The 22466-nt window shown below is 73.2% G+C and carries 21 protein-coding genes; 11 read left to right on the top strand and 10 right to left on the bottom strand.

The genetic code is table 11. The features are described 5' to 3' along the window. The first annotated feature begins 54 nt into the window (after positions 1–54). Positions 55–807 (top strand): YebC/PmpR family DNA-binding transcriptional regulator, encoded by a 753-nt coding sequence (locus CFP66_RS15855; RefSeq protein ID WP_094924619.1) that lies wholly within the window; start codon positions 55–57, stop codon positions 805–807. Between the two features lie 39 nt (positions 808–846). Here CFP66_RS15855 and CFP66_RS15860 read toward each other — a convergent pair whose 3' ends face one another. Next, entirely contained in the window at positions 847–1317 is a 471-nt protein-coding gene (locus CFP66_RS15860; RefSeq protein WP_094924621.1) for a hypothetical protein, read from the bottom strand. Between the two features lie 31 nt (positions 1318–1348). Between CFP66_RS15860 and CFP66_RS15865 the strand changes: the two genes are divergently transcribed. The 4 genes from CFP66_RS15865 (at position 1349) to CFP66_RS15880 (ending at position 7231) form a co-directional block, all read left to right on the top strand. Continuing rightward, a complete protein-coding gene (locus CFP66_RS15865) occupies positions 1349–3040 on the top strand; it encodes an Hsp70 family protein (protein ID WP_094924623.1) in 1692 nt (563 codons plus the stop codon). Between the two features lie 18 nt (positions 3041–3058). Further along, positions 3059–5095: a hypothetical protein gene (locus CFP66_RS15870; protein ID WP_094924625.1), complete on the top strand. Its 2037-nt coding sequence runs from the start codon at positions 3059–3061 to the stop codon at positions 5093–5095. 387 nt (positions 5096–5482) lie between these two features. Beyond that, a complete protein-coding gene (locus tag CFP66_RS15875; protein ID WP_094924627.1) occupies positions 5483–6619 on the top strand; it encodes a DUF475 domain-containing protein in 1137 nt (378 codons plus the stop codon). Between the two features lie 30 nt (positions 6620–6649). Beyond that, the gene (locus tag CFP66_RS15880) at positions 6650–7231 is read left to right on the top strand and encodes a TerD family protein (protein ID WP_094924629.1); all 582 of its coding nucleotides are present in this window, start codon (positions 6650–6652) and stop codon (positions 7229–7231) included. An 84-nt stretch (positions 7232–7315) separates the two neighbouring features. Here CFP66_RS15880 and CFP66_RS15885 read toward each other — a convergent pair whose 3' ends face one another. The 7 genes from CFP66_RS15885 to CFP66_RS15915 are packed head-to-tail and all read right to left on the bottom strand — an operon-like array spanning position 7316 to position 13683. Continuing rightward, the gene (locus CFP66_RS15885) at positions 7316–7771 is read right to left on the bottom strand and encodes a tellurite resistance TerB family protein (protein ID WP_094924631.1); all 456 of its coding nucleotides are present in this window, start codon (positions 7769–7771) and stop codon (positions 7316–7318) included. Positions 7772–7804: 33 nt separating this feature from the next. Next, positions 7805–8629, bottom strand: a complete 825-nt coding sequence (locus tag CFP66_RS15890) for an HAD family hydrolase (RefSeq protein ID WP_094924633.1) — start codon at positions 8627–8629, stop codon at positions 7805–7807. Next, entirely contained in the window at positions 8626–9894 is a 1269-nt protein-coding gene (locus CFP66_RS15895; RefSeq protein ID WP_094924635.1) for a cysteine protease StiP family protein, read from the bottom strand. The genes CFP66_RS15890 and CFP66_RS15895 overlap by 4 nt, the downstream gene beginning before the upstream one ends. After that, positions 9777–11165, bottom strand: coding sequence for a phosphoribosyltransferase family protein (locus CFP66_RS15900; RefSeq protein WP_198961467.1), 1389 nt, complete (start codon positions 11163–11165; stop codon positions 9777–9779). Before CFP66_RS15900 ends, CFP66_RS15895 begins: the two co-directional genes overlap by 118 nt. After that, on the bottom strand, positions 11162–12394 hold the full coding sequence (locus CFP66_RS15905; RefSeq protein WP_233159458.1) for an HpcH/HpaI aldolase/citrate lyase family protein: 1233 nt from the start codon (positions 12392–12394) through the stop codon (positions 11162–11164). The genes CFP66_RS15900 and CFP66_RS15905 overlap by 4 nt, the downstream gene beginning before the upstream one ends. Before the next feature lie 31 nt (positions 12395–12425). Continuing rightward, a complete protein-coding gene (locus CFP66_RS15910; protein ID WP_198961468.1) occupies positions 12426–13097 on the bottom strand; it encodes a tellurium resistance protein in 672 nt (223 codons plus the stop codon). A gap of 10 nt (positions 13098–13107) precedes the next feature. Beyond that, on the bottom strand, positions 13108–13683 hold the full coding sequence (locus CFP66_RS15915) for a TerD family protein (RefSeq protein WP_094924637.1): 576 nt from the start codon (positions 13681–13683) through the stop codon (positions 13108–13110). Between the two features lie 221 nt (positions 13684–13904). On the opposite strand from CFP66_RS15915, the gene CFP66_RS15920 reads away from it, so the two are divergent. From CFP66_RS15920 to CFP66_RS15935, 4 genes are all read left to right on the top strand, one after another. After that, on the top strand, positions 13905–14090 hold the full coding sequence (locus CFP66_RS15920) for a hypothetical protein (RefSeq protein WP_233159459.1): 186 nt from the start codon (positions 13905–13907) through the stop codon (positions 14088–14090). 20 nt (positions 14091–14110) lie between these two features. After that, positions 14111–15574 carry a flotillin family protein gene (locus CFP66_RS15925; protein ID WP_094924641.1) on the top strand — a complete coding sequence of 488 codons (1464 nt, stop codon included), beginning with the start codon at positions 14111–14113 and terminating at the stop codon, positions 15572–15574. A gap of 686 nt (positions 15575–16260) precedes the next feature. Further along, on the top strand, positions 16261–19074 hold the full coding sequence (gene polA / locus CFP66_RS15930) for a DNA polymerase I (protein WP_369805066.1): 2814 nt from the start codon (positions 16261–16263) through the stop codon (positions 19072–19074). Positions 19075–19192: 118 nt separating this feature from the next. Further along, positions 19193–19768: an MOSC domain-containing protein gene (locus CFP66_RS15935; RefSeq protein WP_233159460.1), complete on the top strand. Its 576-nt coding sequence runs from the start codon at positions 19193–19195 to the stop codon at positions 19766–19768. A 355-nt stretch (positions 19769–20123) separates the two neighbouring features. Here the strand turns inward: CFP66_RS15935 and CFP66_RS15940 are convergent, their stop codons facing one another. Further along, positions 20124–20615 (bottom strand): pyridoxamine 5'-phosphate oxidase family protein, encoded by a 492-nt coding sequence (locus CFP66_RS15940; protein ID WP_094924643.1) that lies wholly within the window; start codon positions 20613–20615, stop codon positions 20124–20126. A gap of 69 nt (positions 20616–20684) precedes the next feature. Here CFP66_RS15940 and CFP66_RS15945 point away from each other — a divergent pair, with 69 nt between their 5' ends. Beyond that, a complete protein-coding gene (locus CFP66_RS15945; protein ID WP_094924645.1) occupies positions 20685–21242 on the top strand; it encodes an AAA family ATPase in 558 nt (185 codons plus the stop codon). A 35-nt stretch (positions 21243–21277) separates the two neighbouring features. Here the strand turns inward: CFP66_RS15945 and CFP66_RS15950 are convergent, their stop codons facing one another. After that, the gene (locus CFP66_RS15950) at positions 21278–21907 is read right to left on the bottom strand and encodes a class I SAM-dependent methyltransferase (RefSeq protein ID WP_143517272.1); all 630 of its coding nucleotides are present in this window, start codon (positions 21905–21907) and stop codon (positions 21278–21280) included. 116 nt (positions 21908–22023) lie between these two features. Between CFP66_RS15950 and CFP66_RS15955 the strand changes: the two genes are divergently transcribed. Further along, positions 22024–22458: a helix-turn-helix domain-containing protein gene (locus CFP66_RS15955; RefSeq protein ID WP_094924650.1), complete on the top strand. Its 435-nt coding sequence runs from the start codon at positions 22024–22026 to the stop codon at positions 22456–22458. The last annotated feature ends 8 nt before the right edge of the window (positions 22459–22466 follow it).

The raw sequence follows: 22466 nt of genomic DNA on the forward strand, positions 1-22466 counted from the left end.
CGCGGAGGCCCGACGGTAGGATCGTCGGGATCTGTGCACGGAGAAGGGACATCGATGAGCGGCCACTCCAAATGGGCTACCACCAAGCACAAGAAGGCCGTCATCGACGCTCGCCGCGGCAAGATGTTCGCCAAACTGATCAAGAACATCGAGGTGGCCGCGCGCACCGGCGGCGGTGACCCCGACGGCAACCCCACGCTCTACGACGCCATCCAGAAGGCGAAGAAGAGCTCGGTGCCCAACGACAACATCGAACGCGCGGTCAAGCGCGGTTCCGGCGCCGACGCCGGTGGCGCCGACTACCAGGCGATCACCTACGAGGGCTACGGCCCGAACGGCGTCGCAGTGCTCATCGAGTGCCTCACCGACAACCGCAACCGCGCCGCCACCGAGGTGCGCACGGCGATGACCCGCAACGGCGGCCAGATGGCCGACCCGGGGTCGGTGGCCTACCTGTTCACCCGCAAGGGCGTGGTGATCGTGCCGAAGAACGGGCTCACCGAGGACGACGTCCTGCTCGCGGTCCTCGACGCCGGCGCCGAGGAGGTCAACGATCTCGGCGAGAGCTTCGAGATCGTCTCCGAGGCCACCGACCTCATCCCGGTCCGCACGGCCCTGCAGGAGGCCGGCCTCGAGTACGACTCGGCCGACCCGACGTTCCTGCCCTCGATGTCGATCCCGCTGGACGCCGACGCGGCCAAGAAGGTGTTCCGGCTGATCGAGGCCCTCGAGGATTCCGACGAGGTCCAGAACGTCTACGCGAACTTCGACGTGAGCGACGAGGTCCTGGAAGAAGTGAACGCGTAAGAACCCGCTCCACTTGACGAACGGCAGTTCCGTCGCCACCTAGCCGACGGAAGTGCCGTTCGTCGGTCGGGGGGATCGGTGGCGGTGCACGGCCACGCGCGCCGGGCGCACCGATCGGCCCTCGACCTCCAGGCCGGGTTCGCGCAAGGCGGCCACCGTGCGGTCGAGTGCCGGGTCGTCGGTGCTCACGACCTCCGCGGCCTCCATCGTCGCGGCGCTGAACGGGTGCCCCGGGCGGGGCGAGACGAGCGTGCCGCCGCGGCCGGCGAGCAGGCGCTCCAGCCCGCCGGCGATGGCCGCGAACGCCGCGCGTTCCTTGCGGGTGCGGGTGGTCCCCGCGCAGGCCAGCGCGTCGTTGCGCAGGGCGTGCAGCTCCACGAGGAGGGGCACGTCGGGCCCGGAGCGCCCGCTCGCACCGGCGATCGTGGCGAGCGTGGTGGTCTGTCGGGTGACGAGGCGTGACAGGTCGTCGACCTTGTCCGCGAGGTCCTGGAGCGAGGGGTCGGCCATCCCGGGGAACCTATCGCTACTGTCTCCGAACGTGGCCGTCCACGGTATCGATCTCGGCACCACGAACTCCGCCATCGCCCGTACCGGCCCGGACGGTCGTCCCGAGGTCCTCACAGGGCTCTCGGGTACGCCGACCACCCCCTCGGTGGTGCTGTTCGCCGGCGCGGGCGAGCACGTCGTGGGAGAGGGTGCGCGCCGCGAGGCCCGGCTCGACCCGGAGCGTGTGTGCGCCCTCGTGAAGCGCCGGATGGGCGATTCGGAGTGGCGCTTCGTCGCCCACGGCTCGGGCTGGTCGGCGCCCGCCGTCTCGTCGCTGATCCTCAAGAGCCTGGTCGCCGACGCGGGCTTCGCCACCGGCGACACACCCTCGGCCGCCGTCATCACGGTGCCCGCCTACTTCGGTGACGAGGAGCGGCGCGCCACCGTGCTCGCGGGCAGCTACGCCGGGCTCGACGTCGTCGACGTGCTGTCCGAGCCGATCGCCGCCGCGCTCGCCTACGGGTTCGGGCGCCTCGACGGCAGCCCCGACGTCTCGAAGAGCCAGGAGGCGACCCGGCACGAGACCGTCCTCGTCTACGACCTGGGCGGCGGCACGTTCGACGCCACCGTCATCGAGCTGGCCGACCGACGGATCTCGGTGCTCGCCGTGGACGGCGACCACCAGCTCGGCGGCGCCGACTGGGACGAGCGGGTGGCGCTGCACCTGTCGCGGCGCTTCTGCGCCGAGAACCCGGACGCGGAGGACCCGCTCGACGACTCCGCGGGTGCGCAGGCGCTCGTGCTGGCCGCGGAGCGGGCCAAACACCAGCTCACCGACGCCGAGAGCACGGACGTCGTCGTCGCGCACGACGGTGCCCGCGCGACCGTGCACCTCACGCGCGCCGAGCTGGAGGAGATGACCGCGCCGCTGCTGCGCCGCACCGTGGACCTCACCCGCGCCTGCCTCGCGGAGGCGGCCCGCCGCGGCGTCGACCGCGTGGACCGGGTGCTGCTCGTCGGCGGCTCGTCGCGGATGCCGGCCGTCGCGGCCGCACTGCGCAGCGACCTGGAGCTGGATCCCCGGCTGCACGACCCCGACCTCGCCGTGGTCCGGGGTGCCGCGCTGTACGGGGAGAAGAAGGAGCTCGAGCGGATGGTCGCCGCCGACCTGCGCACCCGTGGCCGGCTGCGTGACGGTGCTCCGCTGGACGACGCCGCTCCCGCCGACCTCGACGACGCCTGCCGCCGCGTCGCCGACGCCTACGCGGTGCCGCTGTCGCAGGTGCGCCGCGCCGTGGAGATCCAGGTCGACACGGTGGTGTCACGCGGGTTCGGGGTCTTGGCGGTCAACGCCCTCGCCGGGCGCCTCGAGCCCTCGTGGCTGGTGCACCGCAACGACCGGCTCCCGATCCGCACCAGCCGCTCCTACGGCACGATCCGCGCCGACCAGGACGAGATCCAGGTGACGGTCGTCGAGCAGCAGGGCCAGGCCGAGTCGTCCCGGCCGGAGGACGCGAAGGTCCTCATGATCGGGGAGATCTCCGGCATCCCGCCCGGCTACGACGAGGGCAGCGAGGTGCGCGTGACGTTCGAGATGGGGTTCGACGGCGTGTTGCACGTGACCGCGTTCCACGTCGACGCCGGCATCCCGCTGGAGCTCACCGCCACCACCGGGGCCACGTTGTCGCAGTCCGAGGTGGCGCGGGAGCGCGACCAGCTGGGGAAGACGCGCCGCCGTGAGTGACGCCGTGGGTGAGCGGTGATGGCCGACCTGACCCCCTTCGATCCCAACGACTACCGCAAACGCGTGCTCGCCGCCGTCGAGAAGCGCGGTGGACCGGACGCGTCGGACCCGTTCGAGCTCTACGACCTGCCTCCGGTCGACGACCTGGACGACGCGGCCGTCGCCGAGCGGGTGGCGCAGGTCTGGGGGGCGTGGCAGCGCCAGCGCGACCACCCCAAGTACCGCGTGCTCGTGGGGCTGCTGGTGGCGCAGCACGCGACGCGCAGCGCCGAGCTGCGCGACGCCGGCAGCCGCCGCACCGCCGCCGCCCGCGTCCGTGCCCAACGGGAGCAGCGTGAGGCGACCCGTTTCGAGCTGCTCGACGCGGCCGTCAGCCGGCTGGTGGAGCGCCACCGCGGGATCCCGGCCGACAAGGTGGAGGGCCTGTACGAGGTCGGGGCGCTGGCCGGGCTGGCGCGCGCCGAGGTCGAGGTGCGGCTGCGACGTCACCGGGTGCTGCCGGCCGCGGCCGCTCCCGTGCGCGAGGCTGTCGGCGCGGAGCGGCGTCGCCAGGTCCGCGCCTTGCTGGAGGAGTTCGGAAGGCTCACCGACGAAGCCGCCCCGCCCACCCTGTTCGCGCTCCTCGGGCTGACTGCCGATACCACCGACGCGCAGGTGCGCGCCCGCACCGGGGCGTGGCGCGCCCGCGCCCGCGAACTGCCGCCGGACCGGCTGCGTGCGGTCGTCGACGAGCTGCTCGTCCACGTCGCGGAGCTGATCGAACCGGGACCGGCGGCACGGGAGGCCTACCTGGAGGCGATCGCCGCCGACGTGGCCGACCACCTCCGGCCGCGGGTGCGCGCCGCCGTGCTGGTGGAGGACCGGCTCGTCGCGCAGGACCGGGCGCATCTGCTGGAGATGGCACTGGAAGCCGGTCTGGACCCCCAGCGGGCAGCGGCCGTGCTGGTCGCGTTGGCCGCGGAGCTGGACGTCGAGCTGGATGTCGGCGAGGAGGATCCGGAACCGGCGCCGGGAGCGCCACCGCGCCGGCCGGCGTGGGAGGAGCCGCTGAAGGCCGCTCGTGCCGCGCTGCGCGCCGGGCGACCGGCGCAGGCGCAGCTGCTGGTGCGCGAGGCGCAGCGGCATGCGGGCGACGACGGCGCCACGCCCGTGCGCGCCGTCGCCGACGAGGTCGCCGCCGTGCTCGCCGAGGCCGGCACGCGGTGGCGGGCCGCCGCCGAGGCCGGCGCGGCGCGCCGCTGGAACGAGGCCGTGGAGCACCTGGAGCACCTGCACCGCAGTGCCGGGGACGTGCCCGGCCCGCGGGGCGCCGAGGCCGCGACCGAGCTGCAGCGGGCCCGGAGCGAGGTGCAGCGCGCCGACCGGGCCGTCGCCGCAGCGCTGGACGGTCCTCCCGGCGACCGGGCCGTTGCCCTGCTCGCCGTGCTGGACCGTTGCCCCGGACATCCCGGTGCGGTCGCCGCGCTGGCACGGATCCCGGTGAGTGCCCCTGCGTGGGTGAGCGCTGCGCGGGACGCCCGCAGCGACGTCCTCGTGCTGTGGGCCGCATCGGCCACGCCCGGCGTCGTCTACCGGGTCAGCCGGATGCGCCCCGACGGCAGCTGGCAGGTGCTCGGCCGCTGCGGAGGCACCTCCATGGACGACGGGGGCGCCCCGGTGGGCGTCGAGGTGCCCGTGTACGCGGTGGCGGCCCTGCAGGCGGGACGGGCGTCGGACGCCACGCGCTCCGACGCCGCACAGGCGTCGCCGCCGCCGTCCCCGCCGCCTCAGTCCTCACGGGCTGCGTCCCCGGCGTCGGGGCCGGGCGCACCCCGCGCCGTCCGTGCGGTGCGGGAGGCGAGCGGAGCGGTCCGCGTGAGCTGGAGCGGCGGCGGGACCGGCGCGGAGTACCGCGTGCGGTGCCTGACCCCGGACGGGCGGTGGCGGGTGGTCGGCCGGACCCGCGCGCACGACCTCGAGGACGGCGGTGCGCCCGGCGGCGGCGCGGTCCCCGTCTACGCCGTGAGCGCAGCGGTGGGGGGCGAACGGTCGGCGGAGGTCCGTTCCGAGGCCTAGAGGCTTGGTGCGTCGACAGGGCTTGATCCCGCCGCCGGCGGTGTGAGCCGCGCAGCCGGGTCCTCGTGACCGCGCTCGTGTCCTTCTCGCCGGCCGGCGGCGCATCACGATGTGCGGCCGGCACCAGGGCGTGTCTGTCGGACAAGATCCACCAGGCAAGCCTGGCGCCACACGGGGCGCTAGCACGTACTGTGACCATCCGTGCGACGCAGCGTGACCGGGACGCGCCCGACAACGTGACGTAATCCGGTCCTCTCCGACAGGTCGCGACGTTTCGGGCACACTGGACATCAGTGCCCGGCTCGGGCGCGCGTCCCGAGGTGTTGCGCGGGGCGCGAGGACAGGCGCCGGGTCGCGGACCCCGGGACGGAATCAGGAATAGAGGACATGAACCTTCGGATCTTCGGCTGGTCCTACGCGGTGACGGCGGTGTCGCTCGTCGTCGCCCTCCTCTACGGGGGGTGGGAAGCGCTGCTGCTCTGCGCGATCCTGGGCATCCTGGAGATCTCGCTGTCGTTCGACAACGCGGTCGTCAACGCCACGGTGCTGGAGCGGATGAGCGACTGGTGGCAGAAGATCTTCCTGACCATCGGCATCCTCATCGCCGTGTTCGGCATGCGGCTGGTGTTCCCGCTGCTGATCGTCGGGGTCACCGCGAACCTCGGCCCGGTCGAGGCGATGACGCTGGCGCTCGAGCGACGGCCGGAGAGCGACCCCACGAGCTACGCGCACCTCCTGAACGAGGCCTACCCGCAGATCGCGGCGTTCGGCGGCATGTTCCTGTTCATGCTGTTCCTGGACTGGGTGTTCACCGAGCGCGAGCACGTGTGGCTCGCCTGGCTGGAGCGGCCGCTGGCCAAGATCGGCCAGCTCAACCGGCTCTCCGTCGTCATCGCCGTCGTCGTGCTGGTGCTGCTGGCCACCGTCCTCGCCGAGGACGCGGCCGTCGTGCTCATCGCCGGCTCGCTGGGCCTCATCACCTACCTCGCGGTCAACGGCCTGGGCGACTTCTTCGAGCAGGTCGGGCAGCGGCAGATGGACGAGGTCGACGGGGCCGCCCAGACCCCGGCCAACGGCTCCGGCCCGTCGCAGCTGGCGAAGGCCACCGGTAAGGCAGGATTCTTCCTGTTCCTCTACCTCGAGGTCCTCGACGCCGCGTTCTCGTTCGACGGCGTGATCGGCGCGTTCGCCATCACCACCGACCCCATCATCATCGCGCTGGGCCTGGGCCTGATCGGCGCGATGTTCGTCCGGTCGCTCACGGTGTTCCTGGTGCGCAAGGGCACGCTGGCCGACTACGTGTACCTGGAGCACGGCGCGCACTGGGCGATCGGTGCTTTGGCTACCATCCTGCTGATCGGGATCGGCTACCACGTCAACGAGGTCGTCACCGGTCTCGTCGGCGTGGCCTTCATCGGGGCCGCGTTCCTGTCCAGCGTCCTGCGCAACCGCAGGCTCGCGGCGCAGGGCGTCGAGACCCACAAGAGCGCCGACGAGCTCGCTGCCGACCACAGCAACGCCTGATCTCCAGTTCCGCGTCATGAGGGGGTACGTGTGAGTGTCAACCTGAGCAAGGGCGAGAAGGTGTCGCTGGCCAAGCGCGGTGGCGGCGCTCTGACCCTGGTCCGGATGGGCCTGGGCTGGGATGCGGTGAAGAAGCGCGGCCTGTTCGGCGGCTCGAAGTCCCAGTCGATCGACCTGGACGCCTCGGCGCTGCTGTTCGACGCCGGGGGCAACCTCGTCGACGCCGTGTGGTTCCGCCAGCTGCGCAGCAAGGACGGCGCCGTCCAGCACACGGGCGACAACCAGACCGGCGCCGGTGAGGGCGACGACGAGTCGGTCGTCGTGGACCTGGCCCGGCTGTCGCCGAGCACCACGCAGATCGTGTTCACGGTCAACTCGTTCACCGGGCAGGACTTCTCGCAGATCGAGAACGCCTTCTGCCGGCTGGTCGACGAGACCACGAACGAGGAGCTGGCGCGCTACGAGCTGTCGGGCGCAGGCCAGCACAACGCGCAGATCATGGCGAAGGTCAGCCGGGACGGTGCCGGCGCCTGGAGCATGACGGCCATCGGCTCCACGGCCAGCGGCCGGACCTTCCAGGACCTGCTGCCGGCCACCACCGGCCACCTCTGAGGTCTCAGCTCGGCGCACGCACCGAGCCGGTACGGCAACGGGCCCCGGCGGAGCACCGCCGGGGCCCGTGTCGTGCGTGAGCTGTCAGAGGTCGAACTCGGCGGGCGAGATGCCCACCGCCTGGCACGCCTCACGGACGGCCTGCATCTCGTTCTTGTCGAAGTTGCCGTCGGCGCCACCGATGATGATGCCGACCTGGATGACGGCTCGTCCGGCGTCCGGCTTCGACTTGAGCTTGGACAGGGCCTGGACGGCCTCGACCTTGCCGAAGTCGTAATCGGCCTCGAGCTTGCTCGCGTAGTGGTTGAACTTCTCCAGCAGCTCGCTCGCCGGGAAGATCGAGAGCGTGTCGTTGCTGCTGATGAACCCCGCGGTCTTGCGCTTCTCCTCGGGGTCGATGCTGCCGTCGGCCGCGGCGATCAGCGCGCACATGGCCATGCTGGCGTTGGCGAAGTCCTTGTTCTTGAACTTGCCGACCTGGGTCTTGGCCTGGGCGGACATGTCCGCCGCGCGTTCCTTGAGCTGGTCCCACAGCGCCATGGGGTGATTACCTCCTGTTGAGTGTCGACTGGTTCACAGCGTGCCAGAAACGGACATCGGAGCGGCGATCGCCCGGTCGCGCAGCCAGCCGAGCAGCTCAGCGCCCGCCGCGGCGCCGCGCGCGGCGGTGACGGCGAGGTGCGGCCGCACGAACGCGGTGTCGGCGAGCTCGCCGTGCGCCGGGCGGATCGCGGCGTCGGCGGCCTCGAGGAGGTCGGCGTCGAGCAGCGAGTCACCGGCGGCGAGCAGCGGCCCGCCACCGCAGCGGGCGACGACCTCCGCGGCGGCGGCGGACTTCGTCAGCCCGGCCGGCACCGCGTAGACCTTCCGGCCCTGCAGCGACACGGTCCAGCCCCGCGGTGCGCACCACGCCGCCAGCGACTCGACCCAGCCCTCGGGCAGTACGGCGCGGTCCACGACCGCGTACGCGAACAGCGCGCTCGCCTCCCGCAGGGCCAGCACGAACGGGCCACCCCGGGCGCGCAGGTGGGCCTGCACCTCGGCCAACGGGGCGCAGCTCGCGAGCCGCTCGCGCACCGCGGCGTCCCATTCCGGGTCGGCCACGCCGTCGACCAGCAGGTGACCCCCGTTGCTCGCGATGGCGTAGGGCGCCGGCGGGCCCGGCAGGTGCACGCGGGCGAGCTGCTCCGGGGTGCGGGTGGTGGTCGGCACCACCGTGGCGGCCGCACTCAGCTCGTGGAAGGCAGCGACCGCCGCCTCCGTCATGAACGACAGGGGTGCGCCCTTGTAGACCTCCACGCAGAGCAGCCGAGGGGCCTCGTGGTCGGGGGCGCGCAGCTCCAGCGCGGCGGCGGAGTAGATCGTGGTGCGGTCCAGGTCCAGGCAGACGACGGTCATCGGCCGGCCGCCGCGAGCCCGTCGGCGCCGGTGGCGCCGCGCGTGTAGCGGGGGTGGATCAGCCCCACGCAGTTGTAGGGCAGGTCGCCGACCTCGTCCCCGATCTCGTCCACCGGCACGCCGCGGCGCTGCGCGAGCAGCCGGACGTGCGCGAGGTCGGCGGCCGGGGCGTCGGCGCGCACCAGCACCCGCCAGGGCACCCGCCGCAGCAGGACGCGAGTGGTCTCGCCGACGCCGGGCTTGACGAGGTTCGCGTCGCCGATGCCGTACGCGTCGACGATCCGGTCGACGGCGGCCCGGCCGGCGTGGTCGACGGTGCGGACGGGCGGCGGCGGGGTCGAGGTGACTCCGGCGAACTCGGCGGAGACCGTGTCCAGGAAGTCGTTCGAGACGTCCGCGTCCGCGAGCTCGGCGTAGAACTTCGCCCCGTGGTACTGGCCGGGCCCCAGCAGCCGCGGGTTGAGCACGGTGCGCGAGACCAGGCCCGAGACCGTGGAGTTGAGGCACGCCGACGCGATGAGCCAGTCGTCGCGGGTGCCGAACGTGGTGGCGCAGCGGCCGGGGTCGGCGAGCACCGCGAGGTCGGGGTCGAACCGCGCGCCGGTGTCGCGTTCGTGCTCGGCGAGCGCTCCCGCGAGCTCGCGGGAGATCGCGCCCTTCCCGGTCCAGCCGTCGACGAAGACGACGCGCGCGGGGTCGTGGTGGGCGGCGAGGTGGCGCAGGGCGAGCCGGTCGATGCCGCGGCCGCGCACGATCGAGACGGCGTAGTGCGGCAGGTCGAGCCCGTGGGCGTGGCGGGCCCACCGGCGCAGCAGCACCCCCACCGGGGTGCCGGCCCGGGCCAGCGACACGAGCACGACGTCGCGCCCGCGCTCGGCCAGCACCAGCTCCGCGACGGTGGCGACGGCCTGCGCCAGCCGCGGCGCACCCGCCGCCAGGGCCGACCGGTAGAGCTGCAGGTACCCGGCGTCGGGCTGGTACTCCTGCGGCAGCGACTCGGCGTAATGCGCGCCGCCGCTCTGGATCGCCTCCTCGCGCTCCTCGGTGGGTGCCTCCAGGGAGACGCCGGAGAGGTCGGTGAGCAGCCACGCGACCTCGTCGGGGGCGTAGCTGCCGAAGGTGGGTCCGCGCAGCGGCTCGGGCGTGTTCAGGGCGTCACCACCAGGGTCGTGCGGCGGGTGTACGGGGCCAGTGCCGGGAGGAGCCCGGCACGCAGCGCCTCCGTGTCGGCAGGCGGGTCGACGACCACGAGCACGTGGTCCCACTGCGCGGCGCCCACGTTGTAGGCGTAGCGGGGACCGGCTCCGTCGGCGGGGTCGTCGTGGGCGGGGAACGTGATCCCGCTGGTCAGGGCGTACCCCGGTTCGTCGGCCACGACGGCGGGGGAGCGGGTGGTGGTGGAGAAGGCCACCACGTGCCCGGCATCGGCGAGGGTCTGCGCCAGCCGCAGCGGCAGCTGCATCAACTCCTCGGTGCCCAGCACCAGCGTGCGCTCACCGGCGCGCAGCCCGGCCGCGCGCACGAGATCGCGGGCGAGCCCCGGCAACGCCGCCGCGAGCGCGCGGTGCGCGGCGGCGTCGAACCCGTGCCGCGCCCCCGCCGGCACCCCGGGAGGCCATCCGAGCGCCCCCAGCTCCACCCGCGGCACGACAACAGTGCCGCGAGTCGGGGTCTGGGCGCACGTGTGTCGCGATGCGGGTCGGGCGTCGAGCTCGGCACGCAGCGCCCCGGCCCGCGCGGCGAGGTCGGCGGGGAGCTCGACCCGTCCGCGCGCGAGCGCCACGACGTCGAGCCGCGCGCCGAGCTCCGCGACCCCCGCCGCGAGCTCCCCGCCCGGCGCCCGGACGTCGACGAGGGCGGCCACGACGTAGTGCGCGCGCGGCGTGCTGCGGTGCAGCGCCTTGATCGTGTTCAGCGCGGTGCGGCCGGTGGAGAGCTCGTCGTCCACCAGCACGAGGGGACGGCCGTCGCGCAGCAGGCCTGCGTCGGCGGGCAGCAACAGGTGGTCGGTGGCGTGCGAGTGCTCCTCGGTGAAGCCGCCCGCGGTGGCGAAGCCGGGCACGGGCCGGCGGGTCGAATGCAGCACCTCGGCGCCGCCGAGGCCCTCGGCGACGCAATGGCCCAGCGCCGTGGCGGTCTCGGCGAACCCCAGGACCAGCGCGCCCGACGGTGGCCCGATCGCCTCCTGGGCCTGCACGTGCAGCGCCGCGGTGGCGTCCCGGTCCCCACCCACGGCCGCGTGCAGCAGGGCCAACGGCAGCGCTCGCGCCGGGCGGCCGGCCAACGCGTCGTCGACGAGCCCACCCAGCAGCAGGCCGGCCGCGCGGACCAGCCGCGGCTCGGTGGGCACGTGCTTGCCGAGCACCCGGGAGACGAGCAACTGCGCGCGGCGCGGGTTGCGGCGCAGCGCGAGGCCGAGCAGCACCCGGGGGTCGGCGCCCGGCCCGGACGGATGCAGCCGCACCCCGAGACGCTCGACGAGCGACGCCTCGGGCGAAGGCCCGGCCATCGATGCGGCGGGTGTCAGGCCCGTCATCGGGACAGGCTCGCGGCCAGGAGGTCCACGAACGACACGCCGTCGGCCGCCACCCCGAACACCTTCGCGCGCAGCATCGTCTGCCGCGCCCAGGCCGCGTGCGGGCGGACCTCGTTCATCTTGTTGCGGCGCACCGAGGCGAGCACACCGCCGGAGGTGCCGGAGTCGAGCACGTCGGCCGCGTCCCGGTGCTGCTCGTAGGGGACGACCGACAGCGCGTGGACGACGCCCACGTGGCTCGGGTGGATCACCGTCTTGCCTGTGAGGCCGTTGGCGCGGTCCAATGCGACCTCCCGGATGAGGCCGTCGATCGCGCGGGAGACGAGCTGGCCGCGCAGGTCCGGTTCGTCGTGCTCGACGAACGGCGACTGCCGCAGCTGCGGTTTGAAGATCCGCTCCGGCCAGCTGCCGTGGCTCCCGTCGTGGCTCCCGTAGTACTCCCAGACGGGGCCGGTGACGGTGAAGCCGGTGCCGTCGGCCCGGCCGAGCACGTTGACGACGTCGGCGATGAGGTTGCTGATGACCTTCACGTCGTAGATCGACAGGTCGGGGGAGCGGCGCAGGCCGTAGAGGGCGCACAGGTCGGTGGCGCCCAGCCGGAGGGCGAGGACCCGGCGCCGTTCGCGGTGCAGCAGGTCCCGCAGGCGGGTGAGCTCGTCGACGCGGGACTCGGCGTAGAGGACGGCGCCGGACTCGATCACGGGCATGACCAGCAGTGGAGGGGCGCCGTCACGCACCGCGTCGGCCTGGTCGACCGCGCGCAGGAACGCCGCGCCGCGCTCGGCGGTGAACTTCGGCAGCACGAACCCGTCGAGCACCTCGGCGGCGCGGCCCAGCCGCCGCACCAGCGCCGGGACCTGCTCGGGGGTGCGGACCCGCACGAACAGCAGCGGCAGGTCGGCGGTGGCCGTCCCGTACAGCTCGTGCAGCGCCGCCACCAGGTTGTCCTCGGCCTCGGCGAGCTGCTCGTCGGCGACCGAATCCTCCAGGCAGGCGACGACCGAGGTGACCCCGGCCGCCGCTTGCTTGACGACGTCGGCGGCGAGCGCGGGACGGCTCGCCGGCATGTACAGCGTGGCACCGAGGGCCACCGAGAGCAGTCCGGTGCCGCTCCCGCGGCTGAACGGCTCCGGTGGCGCCTCGAACAACGCGTCCGTGTCGGACGCGCTCAGGTACCCGAAGTGCCGCACGGTGGTGCTCCCCTCGAAGAAGCCACCCCGGTGTGGCACGACACGCGAACGTCCAGGCGGACGACGCGGGCTACTTGCGCCCGCGCGCCCACTCCATCCCCCAGCCGTAGGCCGCGTCGATGTCGGCCTGGCCGCCCTGGATGTAGCGCACCTCTCGGCGCACCTGCAGGTCACCGCCCTTGTTCTCGAGCATCGCGATCACGCACGTGGGCGCGTTCCGGTCGGGCTCGTCGAGCCGGACCTCGATCTCGGGCCCGGCGGCGGGGAACAGGGTGACGACGCCGTCCGCGCTCGCCCAGTTCGGCACACCCTCGTAGATGAAGGTGAACACCAGGATGCGGCGGATCTCGTCGACCCGGGACAGGTCGATGAACATGTTCTCGCCGCCGGAGGCCGACCCCGAGCGGTCGTCACCGTCGAGCCGGATGATCGGCGTGCCCTGGTAGGGAGCCTGGAAGGCGTTGCCCAGGGCCTGTACCACGCCCTTGCTGCCGTCGGAGAACTCCCACAGGCATCCCAGATCCAGGTCGATCGCGTTGCCGCGGCGCATCCCGAACAGGCCCCGGCTCTGCTGCTCGCCCGCGCTCCACTGGAGGTTGACGCGCAGCTGCCCGCCGGTGGCACCCCGCTTGGTGAGCGAGATGCTCGGCGCGGACTTCGTGAGCGTGACCTTGGACAGGGACACGCCACCGGCTGCGTCCCCGCCGCCGGCCTTGGGCCGCTTGGTGTAGTCGATCGCCACGACGGACCGGTCAGACGTTGACGCCGAAGTCGCGGGCGATGCCCGCGAGGCCCGACGCGTAGCCCTGGCCGACCGCGCGGAACTTCCACTCCGCGCCGTTGCGGTAGAGCTCCCCGAAGACCATGGCGGTCTCGGTGGAGGCGTCCTCCGAGAGGTCGTAGCGGGCGATCTCGGAACCGCCCGCCTCGTTCACGACGCGGATGAACGCGTTGCGGACCTGGCCGAAGCTCTGCGAGCGCGAGTCGGCGTCGTAGATGCTGACCGGGAAGACGATCTTGTCGACCTCCGCGGCCATCCCGGCCAGGTTGACCTTGATCTGCTCGTCGTCACCCTCGCCCTCACCGGTGACGTTGTCACCGGTGTGCTCGACGGTGCCGTCCGGGCTCGTCTTGTTGTTGAAGAAGACGAAGTGGCTGTCGGACATGACCTTGCCGTCGGCGCCCAGGACGATCGCCGACGCGTCGAGGTCGAAGTCGGTGCCGGTGGTGCTGCGCACGTCCCAGCCGAGGCCGACGACGACGTTGGTCAGGCCGGGGGCCTCCTTGGAGAGGCTGACGTTTCCGCCCTTGGTGAGGCTGACGCTCACGTAGTGCTCCGCATCTGTCGCGGGGGGCTCGTACCCCCCTGGTCCGAGCTGGCGCGGCCGAGCTTAACGGGATGAACCGGACTCGGTGCCAGGTACGTCACAGGGCCAACGGGGAACGGTCCCGCGCGGTTCCCGACGAAGGCTCCCACCAGGGTGAGGCGGTCTATTAGGCTGCTCACGCTCGGGAGTCGGGGGGATGCGTGATCGGCAAGGTGGGACGGGTGACCGGGCGGGTCGGGCCGGGCCTGGTGGGCGAGATCATGGTCGCGGTGCGCGGCGGGTCGGAGGCGTTCTACGCCCACCCGCAGCGGTCGGACGAGGAGATCGAGCCCGGCGCGCAGGTACTGATCGTCGACTTCCAGGCGCCGCGCACGGCCTACGTCGAGCGCTGGAACACCGCGGGCTGATCCGCACACCGGGGGGACACGTGGAACTTCTCATCACGATCGGTGCCGTCGTCGTCGGCATCCTCGTGCTCGTACTCGTGCTCAAGTTGCTCTGGCGGGTGGCCGAGCCGAACGAGGCGTTGATCATCTCGGGGTTCCGGGCGCGCAGCAGCCCGGGCGCTGCCGCCGACAGCCTCGGCTTCAAGATCGTCACCGGCAAGGGGACGATGGTGATCCCCGGCTTCCAGGCCGCGCGCCGGCTGTCGCTCGACACCCGCGCCACCAGCCTGCAGGTCTCCTGCGTCACCAAGCAGGGCATCCCGGTCGCCGTGCGCGGGGTCGTCATCTACAAGGTCGGCGACGACTTCGTGTCCATCGCCAACGCCGCGCGCCGCTTCCTCGACCAGCAGAACACGATGAACGACACGATCCACGAGCTGTTCGCGGGCCACCTGCGCTCGATCTGCGGCGGGCTCACGATCGAGGACATGATCCACAATCGGGAGGCGCTCACCGGCGAGGTGCGGCAGAGCTCGGCCGATGAGATGAGCAAGCTCGGCCTGGTCATCGACTCGCTGCAGATCCAGGAGATCGACGACAACTCCGGCTACATCATCAACCTGGGCAAGCCGCACGCCGCCGCGATCGCCGCCTCCGCACGCATCGCCGAGGCGCAGCGCGACCAGGAGGCCACCGAGGCCGAGCAGGTGGCCGAGGCGAAGAAGGCCGCCGCGATCCGCGACAGCCGCATCCAGCAGGCCGGCTACCAGGCCGAGATGGACGAGGCGTCGGCAAAGGCCACGCAGGCGGGGCCGCTGTCGGAGGCCACGGCCCGCCAGGAGGTCGTCGTCCAGGAGACGCGCGCGGCGCAGCTCGAGGCCGACCTCGCCGAGCAGCGGCTGCAGTCGCAGGTGCGCAAGCCTGCCGACGCCAGTGCCTACGAGACGCGCACCCTCGCCGACGCCGAGCGGGACGCGCAGATCGCGCGTGCCGAGGCGCACGCCCGGGAGACGGAGCTGAGCGCGGGCGCCGACGCCACGCGCGTGAAGACCGCCGCCCAGGCCGAGGCGGAGGCCACGAAGGCCCGCGGCGATGCGCAGGCCAGCGCCACCCGCGCCACCGGTGAGGCCGACGCCGCCGCCGCCCGCGCCCGCGGCCTCGCCGAGGCCGACGCGGCCCAGGCGCGGGGTCTCGCCGAGGCCAAGGCGATCCAGGCCCGTGCGGAGGCGCTGTCGGAGAACCAGGAGGCCGTGATCGCCCAGCAGCTCGCCGAGAACTGGCCCGAGATCGTCAAGGCCGGGGCGAGCGCGCTGGGCAACGTCGACCAGATGGTGGTCCTCAACGGCGCGGACGGGGTTTCCGAGCTGCTCACGAAGGCGCTCGCGATGGGCGGCACGGGCCTGGGCCTGGCCCGCTCGCTGCTCACGTCGATGGGGGAGAAGCAGGAGCCGGCGGCGAGCAACGGCGCCGCTCCCGTTCCCCTCGACCTCGACAAGGCCCCCTGAGGCCCGTTCGACCGACTCGGCCTGCGAGCGGGCCCGCTCGACGTCGCGGGATCGAGGTGGCGGCGATGCCGGATCGAATCGAGGGCAAGGGCTGCTGCCTGGTCGGCGTGGGCCCGGTTCGCGGGTGAACGGAACACCAGTGTTGTTCGATCACGCCGGGACAGCTCTGGTGTTCCGCTCACCCGCGAACGGAGGTTCGGTGCGCCGGTTCTCGCGTGCGCCTCCCGTGGGCGCGCCGTTCCCGGCTCGAGGCGAGCTGCCTCGCCATCGCTCCTGCCTTCCTTGCGATCACTCCGGTGCCAGCCCGGCCACCTCGCGGACGCGCGGGGCCGGGAAGAGGTGGGTGATCGCACGGTCGACCCCGGCCAGGGCAGGAGGCCGTGGTCGCCGGCCCGGGTACGGCGCGTCCACAGAAGCGTTCCCACGATCAGGTAGACGTGAGGGTCGTGCAGACGGGCGGGACCAGCGCCCAGATCGACCTGATCATGAATGCGTGCGGTGTGACCGGCTGTCGCCGAACCGGTCACGGGTGGGCCGACGCCGCTTTGCGGGGGAGGCGCGCAGGGAGCGAGGGACGGGCGACCGAGCACCGGAGGAGCAAGGCGGCGTCATCAGGGCCCGCAGGCCCGCCGGAGCGAAGCGGAGGCCATCGAACACTGTCGGGGGTCGGTCCTAGACTCGCCGCCGTGAGCACCGCCACCACCGCCTCCCGTAAGTCCGGCGCCGCGCAGCCGGCGTCCACCGGCCGGCGGCTGCTGCTGCTCGACGGCCACTCGTTGGCATACCGCGCGTTCTTCGCGCTGCCGGCGGAGAACTTCCGCACCGGCACGGGGCAGACCACCAATGCGGTCTACGGCTTCACCTCGATGCTGATCAACCTGCTGCGCGACGAGCAGCCCACGCACCTCGCGGTGTGCTTCGACGTCTCGCGGGTCACGTTCCGCAACGAGCGCTACGCGGAGTACAAGGCCAACCGCACCACCACGCCGGACGACTTCCGCGGCCAGGTCGACCTCATCAAGGAGGTCCTGGGGGCGCTCAACATCCCGAACTTCGGGGTGCAGGGCTACGAGGCCGACGACCTCATCGCCACCCTGGCCACCCAGGCGGAGGCCGACGGGTTCCAGGTGCTCATCACCTCGGGCGACCGCGACGCGTTCCAGCTCGTGAGCGATGACGTCACCGTGCTCTACCCGAAGCGCGGGGTGTCCGACCTGGGGCGGATCGACCCGGGCGAGGTCATGAACCGCTACGGGTTGACCCCCGCCCAGTACCCCGATTTCGCGGCGCTGCGCGGCGACCCGAGCGACAACCTCCCCAACATCCCGGGCGTGGGGGAGAAGACGGCAGCCAAGTGGGTGCGCGAGTACGGCTCGCTGGCCGAGCTCACCGACCGCGTCGACGAGGTGAAGGGCAAGGCGGGCGACGCGCTGCGCGCCCACCTGGCGGGGGTGCTGCTCAACCGCCAGCTCACCGAGCTCATCCGGGACGTGCCCCTCGACGCAGGCCCGGCCGACCTCGAGGTGCGGCCGTGGGACCGCGACGCCGTGCACCGGCTGTTCGACGAGCTGGAGTTCCGCGTGCTGCGCGAGCGGCTGTTCGCCACGCTGCAGAGCGCCGAGCCGGAGGCCGAGGGCGGCATCGAGGTGCAGGGCGGCGCCGTGGAGCCGGGTGCCGTGCGCGCCTGGCTGGAGGCGCACGCCCGCGACGGCAGGCGTGTCGGGTTGGCGTTCTCCGGGGTCCGGGGCGGGGCCATCAGCGGCGACCTCGCAGGTATCGCGCTCGCCGCCGGTGAGCCCACCGTGGAGGCCCGCGCCGAAGGCGCCGCCGCGGGTGTCCCGCAGGCCGGCTACCTCGACGTCACCACGCTCACGCCCGACGACGAGGCGGCGCTCGGCGAGTGGCTGGCGGACCCGGCCGTGCCGAAGGCGGCGCACGACGCGAAGTCCGCGCTGCACGCGCTGCGCGGCCGCGGCTGGAGCCTCGCCGGCCTCACCAGCGACACCGCGCTCGCGGCCTACCTGGCCCGGCCCGGGCAGCGCAGCTTCGACCTGGCCGACCTCGCGTTGCGCTACCTGCGCCGGGAGCTGCGCGCCGACGGCGAGGCCGAGGACGGTCAGCTGTCGTTGCTCGGCAGCGGTGATGCGCTCGACGCCGACGCTCCGAGCGGCGAGGAGGCGGCCGACGCGGCCCGGGCGCAGGCGCAGATGGTGTCCGCGTCGGCCGTGGGCGAGCTGGCCGCCGCCCTCGACGCGGAGCTGGCCGAGCGTGGCGGCACCGAGCTGCTCGCGGAGCTGGAGCTGCCGCTGGAGTACGTGCTGGCCGATCTGGAGGCCGCCGGCATCGCTGTGGACGTCGACGCGCTCTCCGAGCTCGAGGCGGAGTTCGCGGCGCAGGTGCGGCAGGCAGCGCAGGACGCCTACGCCGTGATCGGCAAGGAGATCAACCTCGGGTCGCCGAAGCAGCTGCAGGTCGTGCTGTTCGACGAGCTGGGCATGCCGAAGACCAAGCGCACCAAGACCGGCTACACCACCGACGCCGACGCGCTGCAGACGCTGTTCGAGCAGACCGGCCACGAGTTCCTGTCCCACCTGCTGCTGCACCGCGACGCCACCCGGCTCAAGGTCACGGTGGAGGGCCTGCTCAAGTCGGTGGCCGAGGACGGGCGCATCCACACGACCTACAGCCAGACGATCGCGGCCACCGGGCGGCTGTCGTCCACCGAACCCAACCTGCAGAACGTGCCGATCCGCACCGCGGCGGGCCGGCGGATCCGCGGCACGTTCGTGGTCGGTTCGGCGCACGCCGAGCTCATGACCGCCGACTACAGCCAGATCGAGATGCGGATCATGGCGCACCTGTCGGAGGACGAGGCGCTCATCGAGGCGTTCCGCTCGCGGCACGACTTCCACGCCGAGACCGCGGCCCGCGTGTTCGGCTGCGAGCCCACCGACGTCTCGCCCGAGCAGCGGGCCAAGATCAAGGCGATGAACTACGGCCTGGCCTACGGGTTGTCGGCCTTCGGCCTGTCCGGCCAGCTGCGGATCTCCACCGAGGAGGCCCGCGGTCTGATGGACGGCTACTTCGAGGGCTTCGGCGGGGTGCGCGACTACCTGCGCAGCGTGGTCGACGTCGCCCGCAAGGAGGGCTTCACCGCCACCATCATGGGCCGCCGGCGATACCTGCCCGACCTCACCAGCGACAACCGCCAGCGCCGCGAGATGGCCGAGCGGATGGCCCTGAACGCCCCGATCCAGGGCAGCGCGGCCGACATCATCAAGGTCGCCATGCTCGGCGTGCACCGCGCCCTCGGCACGGAGGGTCTGCGCAGCCGCATCCTGCTGCAGGTGCACGACGAGCTCGTGCTCGAGGTGGCCGAGGGCGAGCGCGAGCGCGTCGAGGAGCTGGTGCGTCGCGAGATGGGGGCGGCGGCGCAGCTGTCGGTGCCGCTCGAGGTGTCGGTCGGCTACGGGCGCAGCTGGGACGACGCGGCGCACTGACATCGGCCCGCGCTGGCCCGCGGCAGACGAAGATCGCCAGATGGGTGCGAGGGCGGCCGTATCCGGCCGTGTGCGCGCCGATCTGGTGATCGTGTGGCGGGGCGGTAGCGTCGAGGGCGTGCTGGTCCAGCAGGGGAGCGAGGTGTCCGTGGAGATCGTCGGCCTGCTCGTCTCTCCCGTGCACGCCTACGAGGGGCGTCCCGACGACGGCCCGCTCCCCGACCCGGACGGGCGCCGGCCCGCGTCGGTCACGGTGCGCGCCGGCAATGGCCTCGTCGGGGACCGGTACTTCGGCCGCGAGGCGCACCGGCAGGCGGCCGTCACGCTGTTCGCGGCGGAGTCGCTCACCGCGGTCGCCCACGAGCTCGCCCTGCCCACCGTGCCCGACCCCCTGCTCACCCGGCGCAACGTGGTGCTGCGCGGCTTCCCGGTGGACGAGCTCGCCGCGGGCCGTGACCGCTCGGGGGCGGTGTTCAGCCTCGACTCCGGTGACGGACCCGTGCGCTTTCGCGCCCACCGGCCCGCCAACCCGTGCCGCTGGATGGACGTGGTGCTCGCACAGGGCGCGTTTCGCGCGATGCGCGGCCGCGGCGGGGTGCGCTGCGCTCCGCTCGACGACGGCGTGCTCCGCCTCGGCCCCGCCCTCCTGCGGGTGCACGAGCCCGCGGCGCCGACTGCGACCCGCCCGTCCTGATCGCGAGCGGCCGCAGCACCTGCTCGACGCGCAGGCCGCGCCACCACGCGGTCACCTTCGGACGGATCGGCACGGGCACGGCCATGGGGACCGCAGGCGCACGCGCTGCGGGCGATGGAGGACCCTGCCCCAAGGCCGTGATCAACGTTCGGGTGCAGGAACGGCGGAATGTCGCCGGTCCTGCGCCCATCTGACGATCACGGCTTCGGGGAGCGCCCCCGGCCCTGCCGGCACCGGCGGAGTCGGCTCGGTACGTGGCCAGGAGACCGCGGCGACCCGTGCAGGAGCGTGGTCGGAGCCGCTCCGGTGTGCTACTCGCAATGATCACCGAGGTGACGGGAGGTCCGGCCGTACCTCAGGTCTTGCGCACCACCCGTTCGGGCTCGCCGGTCTTCCACACCGTCACCTCCATCGCCCCGTCGACGATCTCCACCGATGACGCCCCGGTCAGGTCGGCGACGTAGAACGGGCGGAACTCCCGGCCGCGCAGGTCGAACCCGATCTCGGCGTAGAGCGCGTCGGCGAACCGCCGGTGCAGGGCGACGTCCTGCTCGTCGCGCACCCGGCCGAACAGCTTGGCGTCGCCCTCGGAGACCTGCGTGTCGACCGTGGCGGTGTGCAGGCAGAAGCGCGGATCGCGAGCGAGATCGAGGAACTTGGTGGTGCCCGGCATGCCCGCGACCACCAGCCGTCCCTCGAAGATCCGCGGCTCGATGGGGCTGATCCGCGGGAAGCCGTCCGAGCGCAGGGTCGCGAGCATGCAGAGGTTGCCGGTGGCGGCGTGGCGGCGGGTGAAGATCTCCGCGATCCGCGGAGCGCCCGTGCTGAACTCGTCCCAGGTGCTCATGTCGGGCAACGGTACGATCGAACCACGACAGGTGCTGTCAGGGAACCGCTGCCGCGGCAGGATCTCGGGGTGCCGTTGCTGACTGTGGATGACCCGCTGCCACCCCGCCTGCGTCGGGTGCTCGTGGCCGGCTGCGCGGGCGCGGGCAAGTCCACGGTCGCCGCGGCGCTCGGCGTGCGGCTGGGTCTCCCGCACCACGAGCTCGACGCGCTGCGCCACGGCCCGGGCTGGGCCCTGCGCCCGGAGTTCGTGCCCGACGTGGCAGCGTTCGCGGCGACGGAGCGGTGGGTCACGGAGTGGCAGGGTGGGGAGGTCCGGGCGCTGCTGCTGCGGCGGGCCGACCTGGTGGTCTGGCTCGACCTGCCGCGCCGGCGGGTGTTCACCCAGCTCCTGCGGCGCACCGTGCACCGGCGCTTGCGGCGGGTCGAGCTGTGGAACGGGAACGTGGAACCGTCGCTGTTCACGGTCTTCAGCGACCCCGAGCACATCCTGCGGTGGGCGTGGGTGTCCTATGCGCGCAACCGGCGGCGGATGCAGGCCCTGTCCGGCGAGGCCGGTGCTCCGCCGGTGGTGCGCCTGCGCAGCCGCCGCCAGGTCCGGCAGTGGATCGCCGCGCTGCCGTCGTGATCAGCACGGTGCAGCGCACGTCCCGTTGCCGGTGATCAGGCCCGCTTGGGCGACCGGGCGATCAGGATGCGGGCGGGCGGCAGGTTCTGCCAGACGGTGGCACCGCCGGTGACCTCGCCGAACGCTTCCCGCAGATCGCGCAGCTGCCGGCGGGCGGGCGGGAGCAGGTGCAGACCGCGCAGGGTGACCTGGGTGAACGTGCCGGACGGCGCGAGGACGCCCGCGGCGAGCTCCGGCACCGGCGCGGCCGCGTAGGCCGACCACGGCAGGAGGCTGACGATCGCGTCCACCCGCTCGACGCCGTGCTCGGCCAGCACCGTGGGCAGGCCGGCGGCATCCGCGGCGACGACCGTGACGTCCGGGTGGCGGCCGGCGAGCCGGGCGGCGAGGACGGGGTTGATCTCGACGGCGATGTGGCGGCCGCGACCGCCGAGGCGGTGTGCCACGGCGTCGGTGACGCGTCCGGTGCCGGCTCCCAGTTCGACGACGATCGGATCGGCAGTCGGCTGAGCACCCGGTTCGGCACCGCGCTCGGCGTCCGGCGCGCCGTCGAGGCGGTGCGGCGCGAGCAGGGCGGCGACCAGCGCGTCCGAGCTCGCCGTCACGGTGGCGACGCGCGTCGGCGCGCGGAGGAACTCCTGGAACAGCACCCGGCCGTCGTTCACGCCGTGACCCTAGGCAGGAGCGGGGGGTGGCGGGGTGACGTCCCGGGGAACATCAACCGTCGGGCGGGCGCAGGAGGCCTTCCGCGGGAACGGGCCGGACGGGGGACGATGGAGCCATGGCCGCGCCCGTCGTCCCCGCCGTGTTCCACCTGCGCCGGGCGCGCGACCTGATCGACCGGCACTTCGCCGAGCCGCTCGACCTGGATGCGATGGCCCGCGCGGCCGGGTTCTCCCGCCACCACTTCGCGCGGGGGTTCAAGGAGGCCTACGGCGAGACGCCAGGGCAGTACCTCACACGCAGGCGGATCGAGCGCGCGCAGGACCTGCTGCGCTCGGCAGACCTCGGTGTCACCGAGGTCTGCCACCTCGTCGGGTTCTCCAGCCTGGGCTCGTTCAGTGCCCGGTTCTCGGAGTTGGTCGGTACCTCGCCGAGCGCGTACCGGCGGGTGCATGCCGAGCGCGGCGCGACGCCGGTGCCCGGGTGCTTCGCGATGGCCTGGAGCCGGCCCACCGCAATCTCGGAGAAGCCTCCGCCGCCCGCCCGGTCCTAGCCTGCCCC

It is taken from the genome of Pseudonocardia sp. MH-G8, from assembly GCF_002262885.1.
Lineage (GTDB): Bacteria > Actinomycetota > Actinomycetes > Mycobacteriales > Pseudonocardiaceae > Pseudonocardia.

Excerpts from the sequence above, each read along its gene's own strand:
- CFP66_RS15855 (WP_094924619.1), top strand. The coding sequence starts at position 55 with ATGAGCGGCCACTCCAAATGGGCTACCACCAAGCACAAGAAGGCCGTC.
- CFP66_RS15890 (WP_094924633.1), bottom strand. The coding sequence starts at position 8,629 with ATGACCGTCGTCTGCCTGGACCTGGACCGCACCACGATCTACTCCGCC.
- CFP66_RS15955 (WP_094924650.1), top strand. The coding sequence starts at position 22,024 with ATGGCCGCGCCCGTCGTCCCCGCCGTGTTCCACCTGCGCCGGGCGCGC.
- CFP66_RS15875 (WP_094924627.1), top strand. The coding sequence starts at position 5,483 with ATGAACCTTCGGATCTTCGGCTGGTCCTACGCGGTGACGGCGGTGTCG.
- CFP66_RS15870 (WP_094924625.1), top strand. The coding sequence starts at position 3,059 with ATGGCCGACCTGACCCCCTTCGATCCCAACGACTACCGCAAACGCGTG.
- CFP66_RS15885 (WP_094924631.1), bottom strand. The coding sequence starts at position 7,771 with ATGGCGCTGTGGGACCAGCTCAAGGAACGCGCGGCGGACATGTCCGCC.
- CFP66_RS15940 (WP_094924643.1), bottom strand. The coding sequence starts at position 20,615 with ATGAGCACCTGGGACGAGTTCAGCACGGGCGCTCCGCGGATCGCGGAG.
- CFP66_RS15900 (WP_198961467.1), bottom strand. The coding sequence starts at position 11,165 with ATGACGGGCCTGACACCCGCCGCATCGATGGCCGGGCCTTCGCCCGAG.
- CFP66_RS15860 (WP_094924621.1), bottom strand. The coding sequence starts at position 1,317 with ATGGCCGACCCCTCGCTCCAGGACCTCGCGGACAAGGTCGACGACCTG.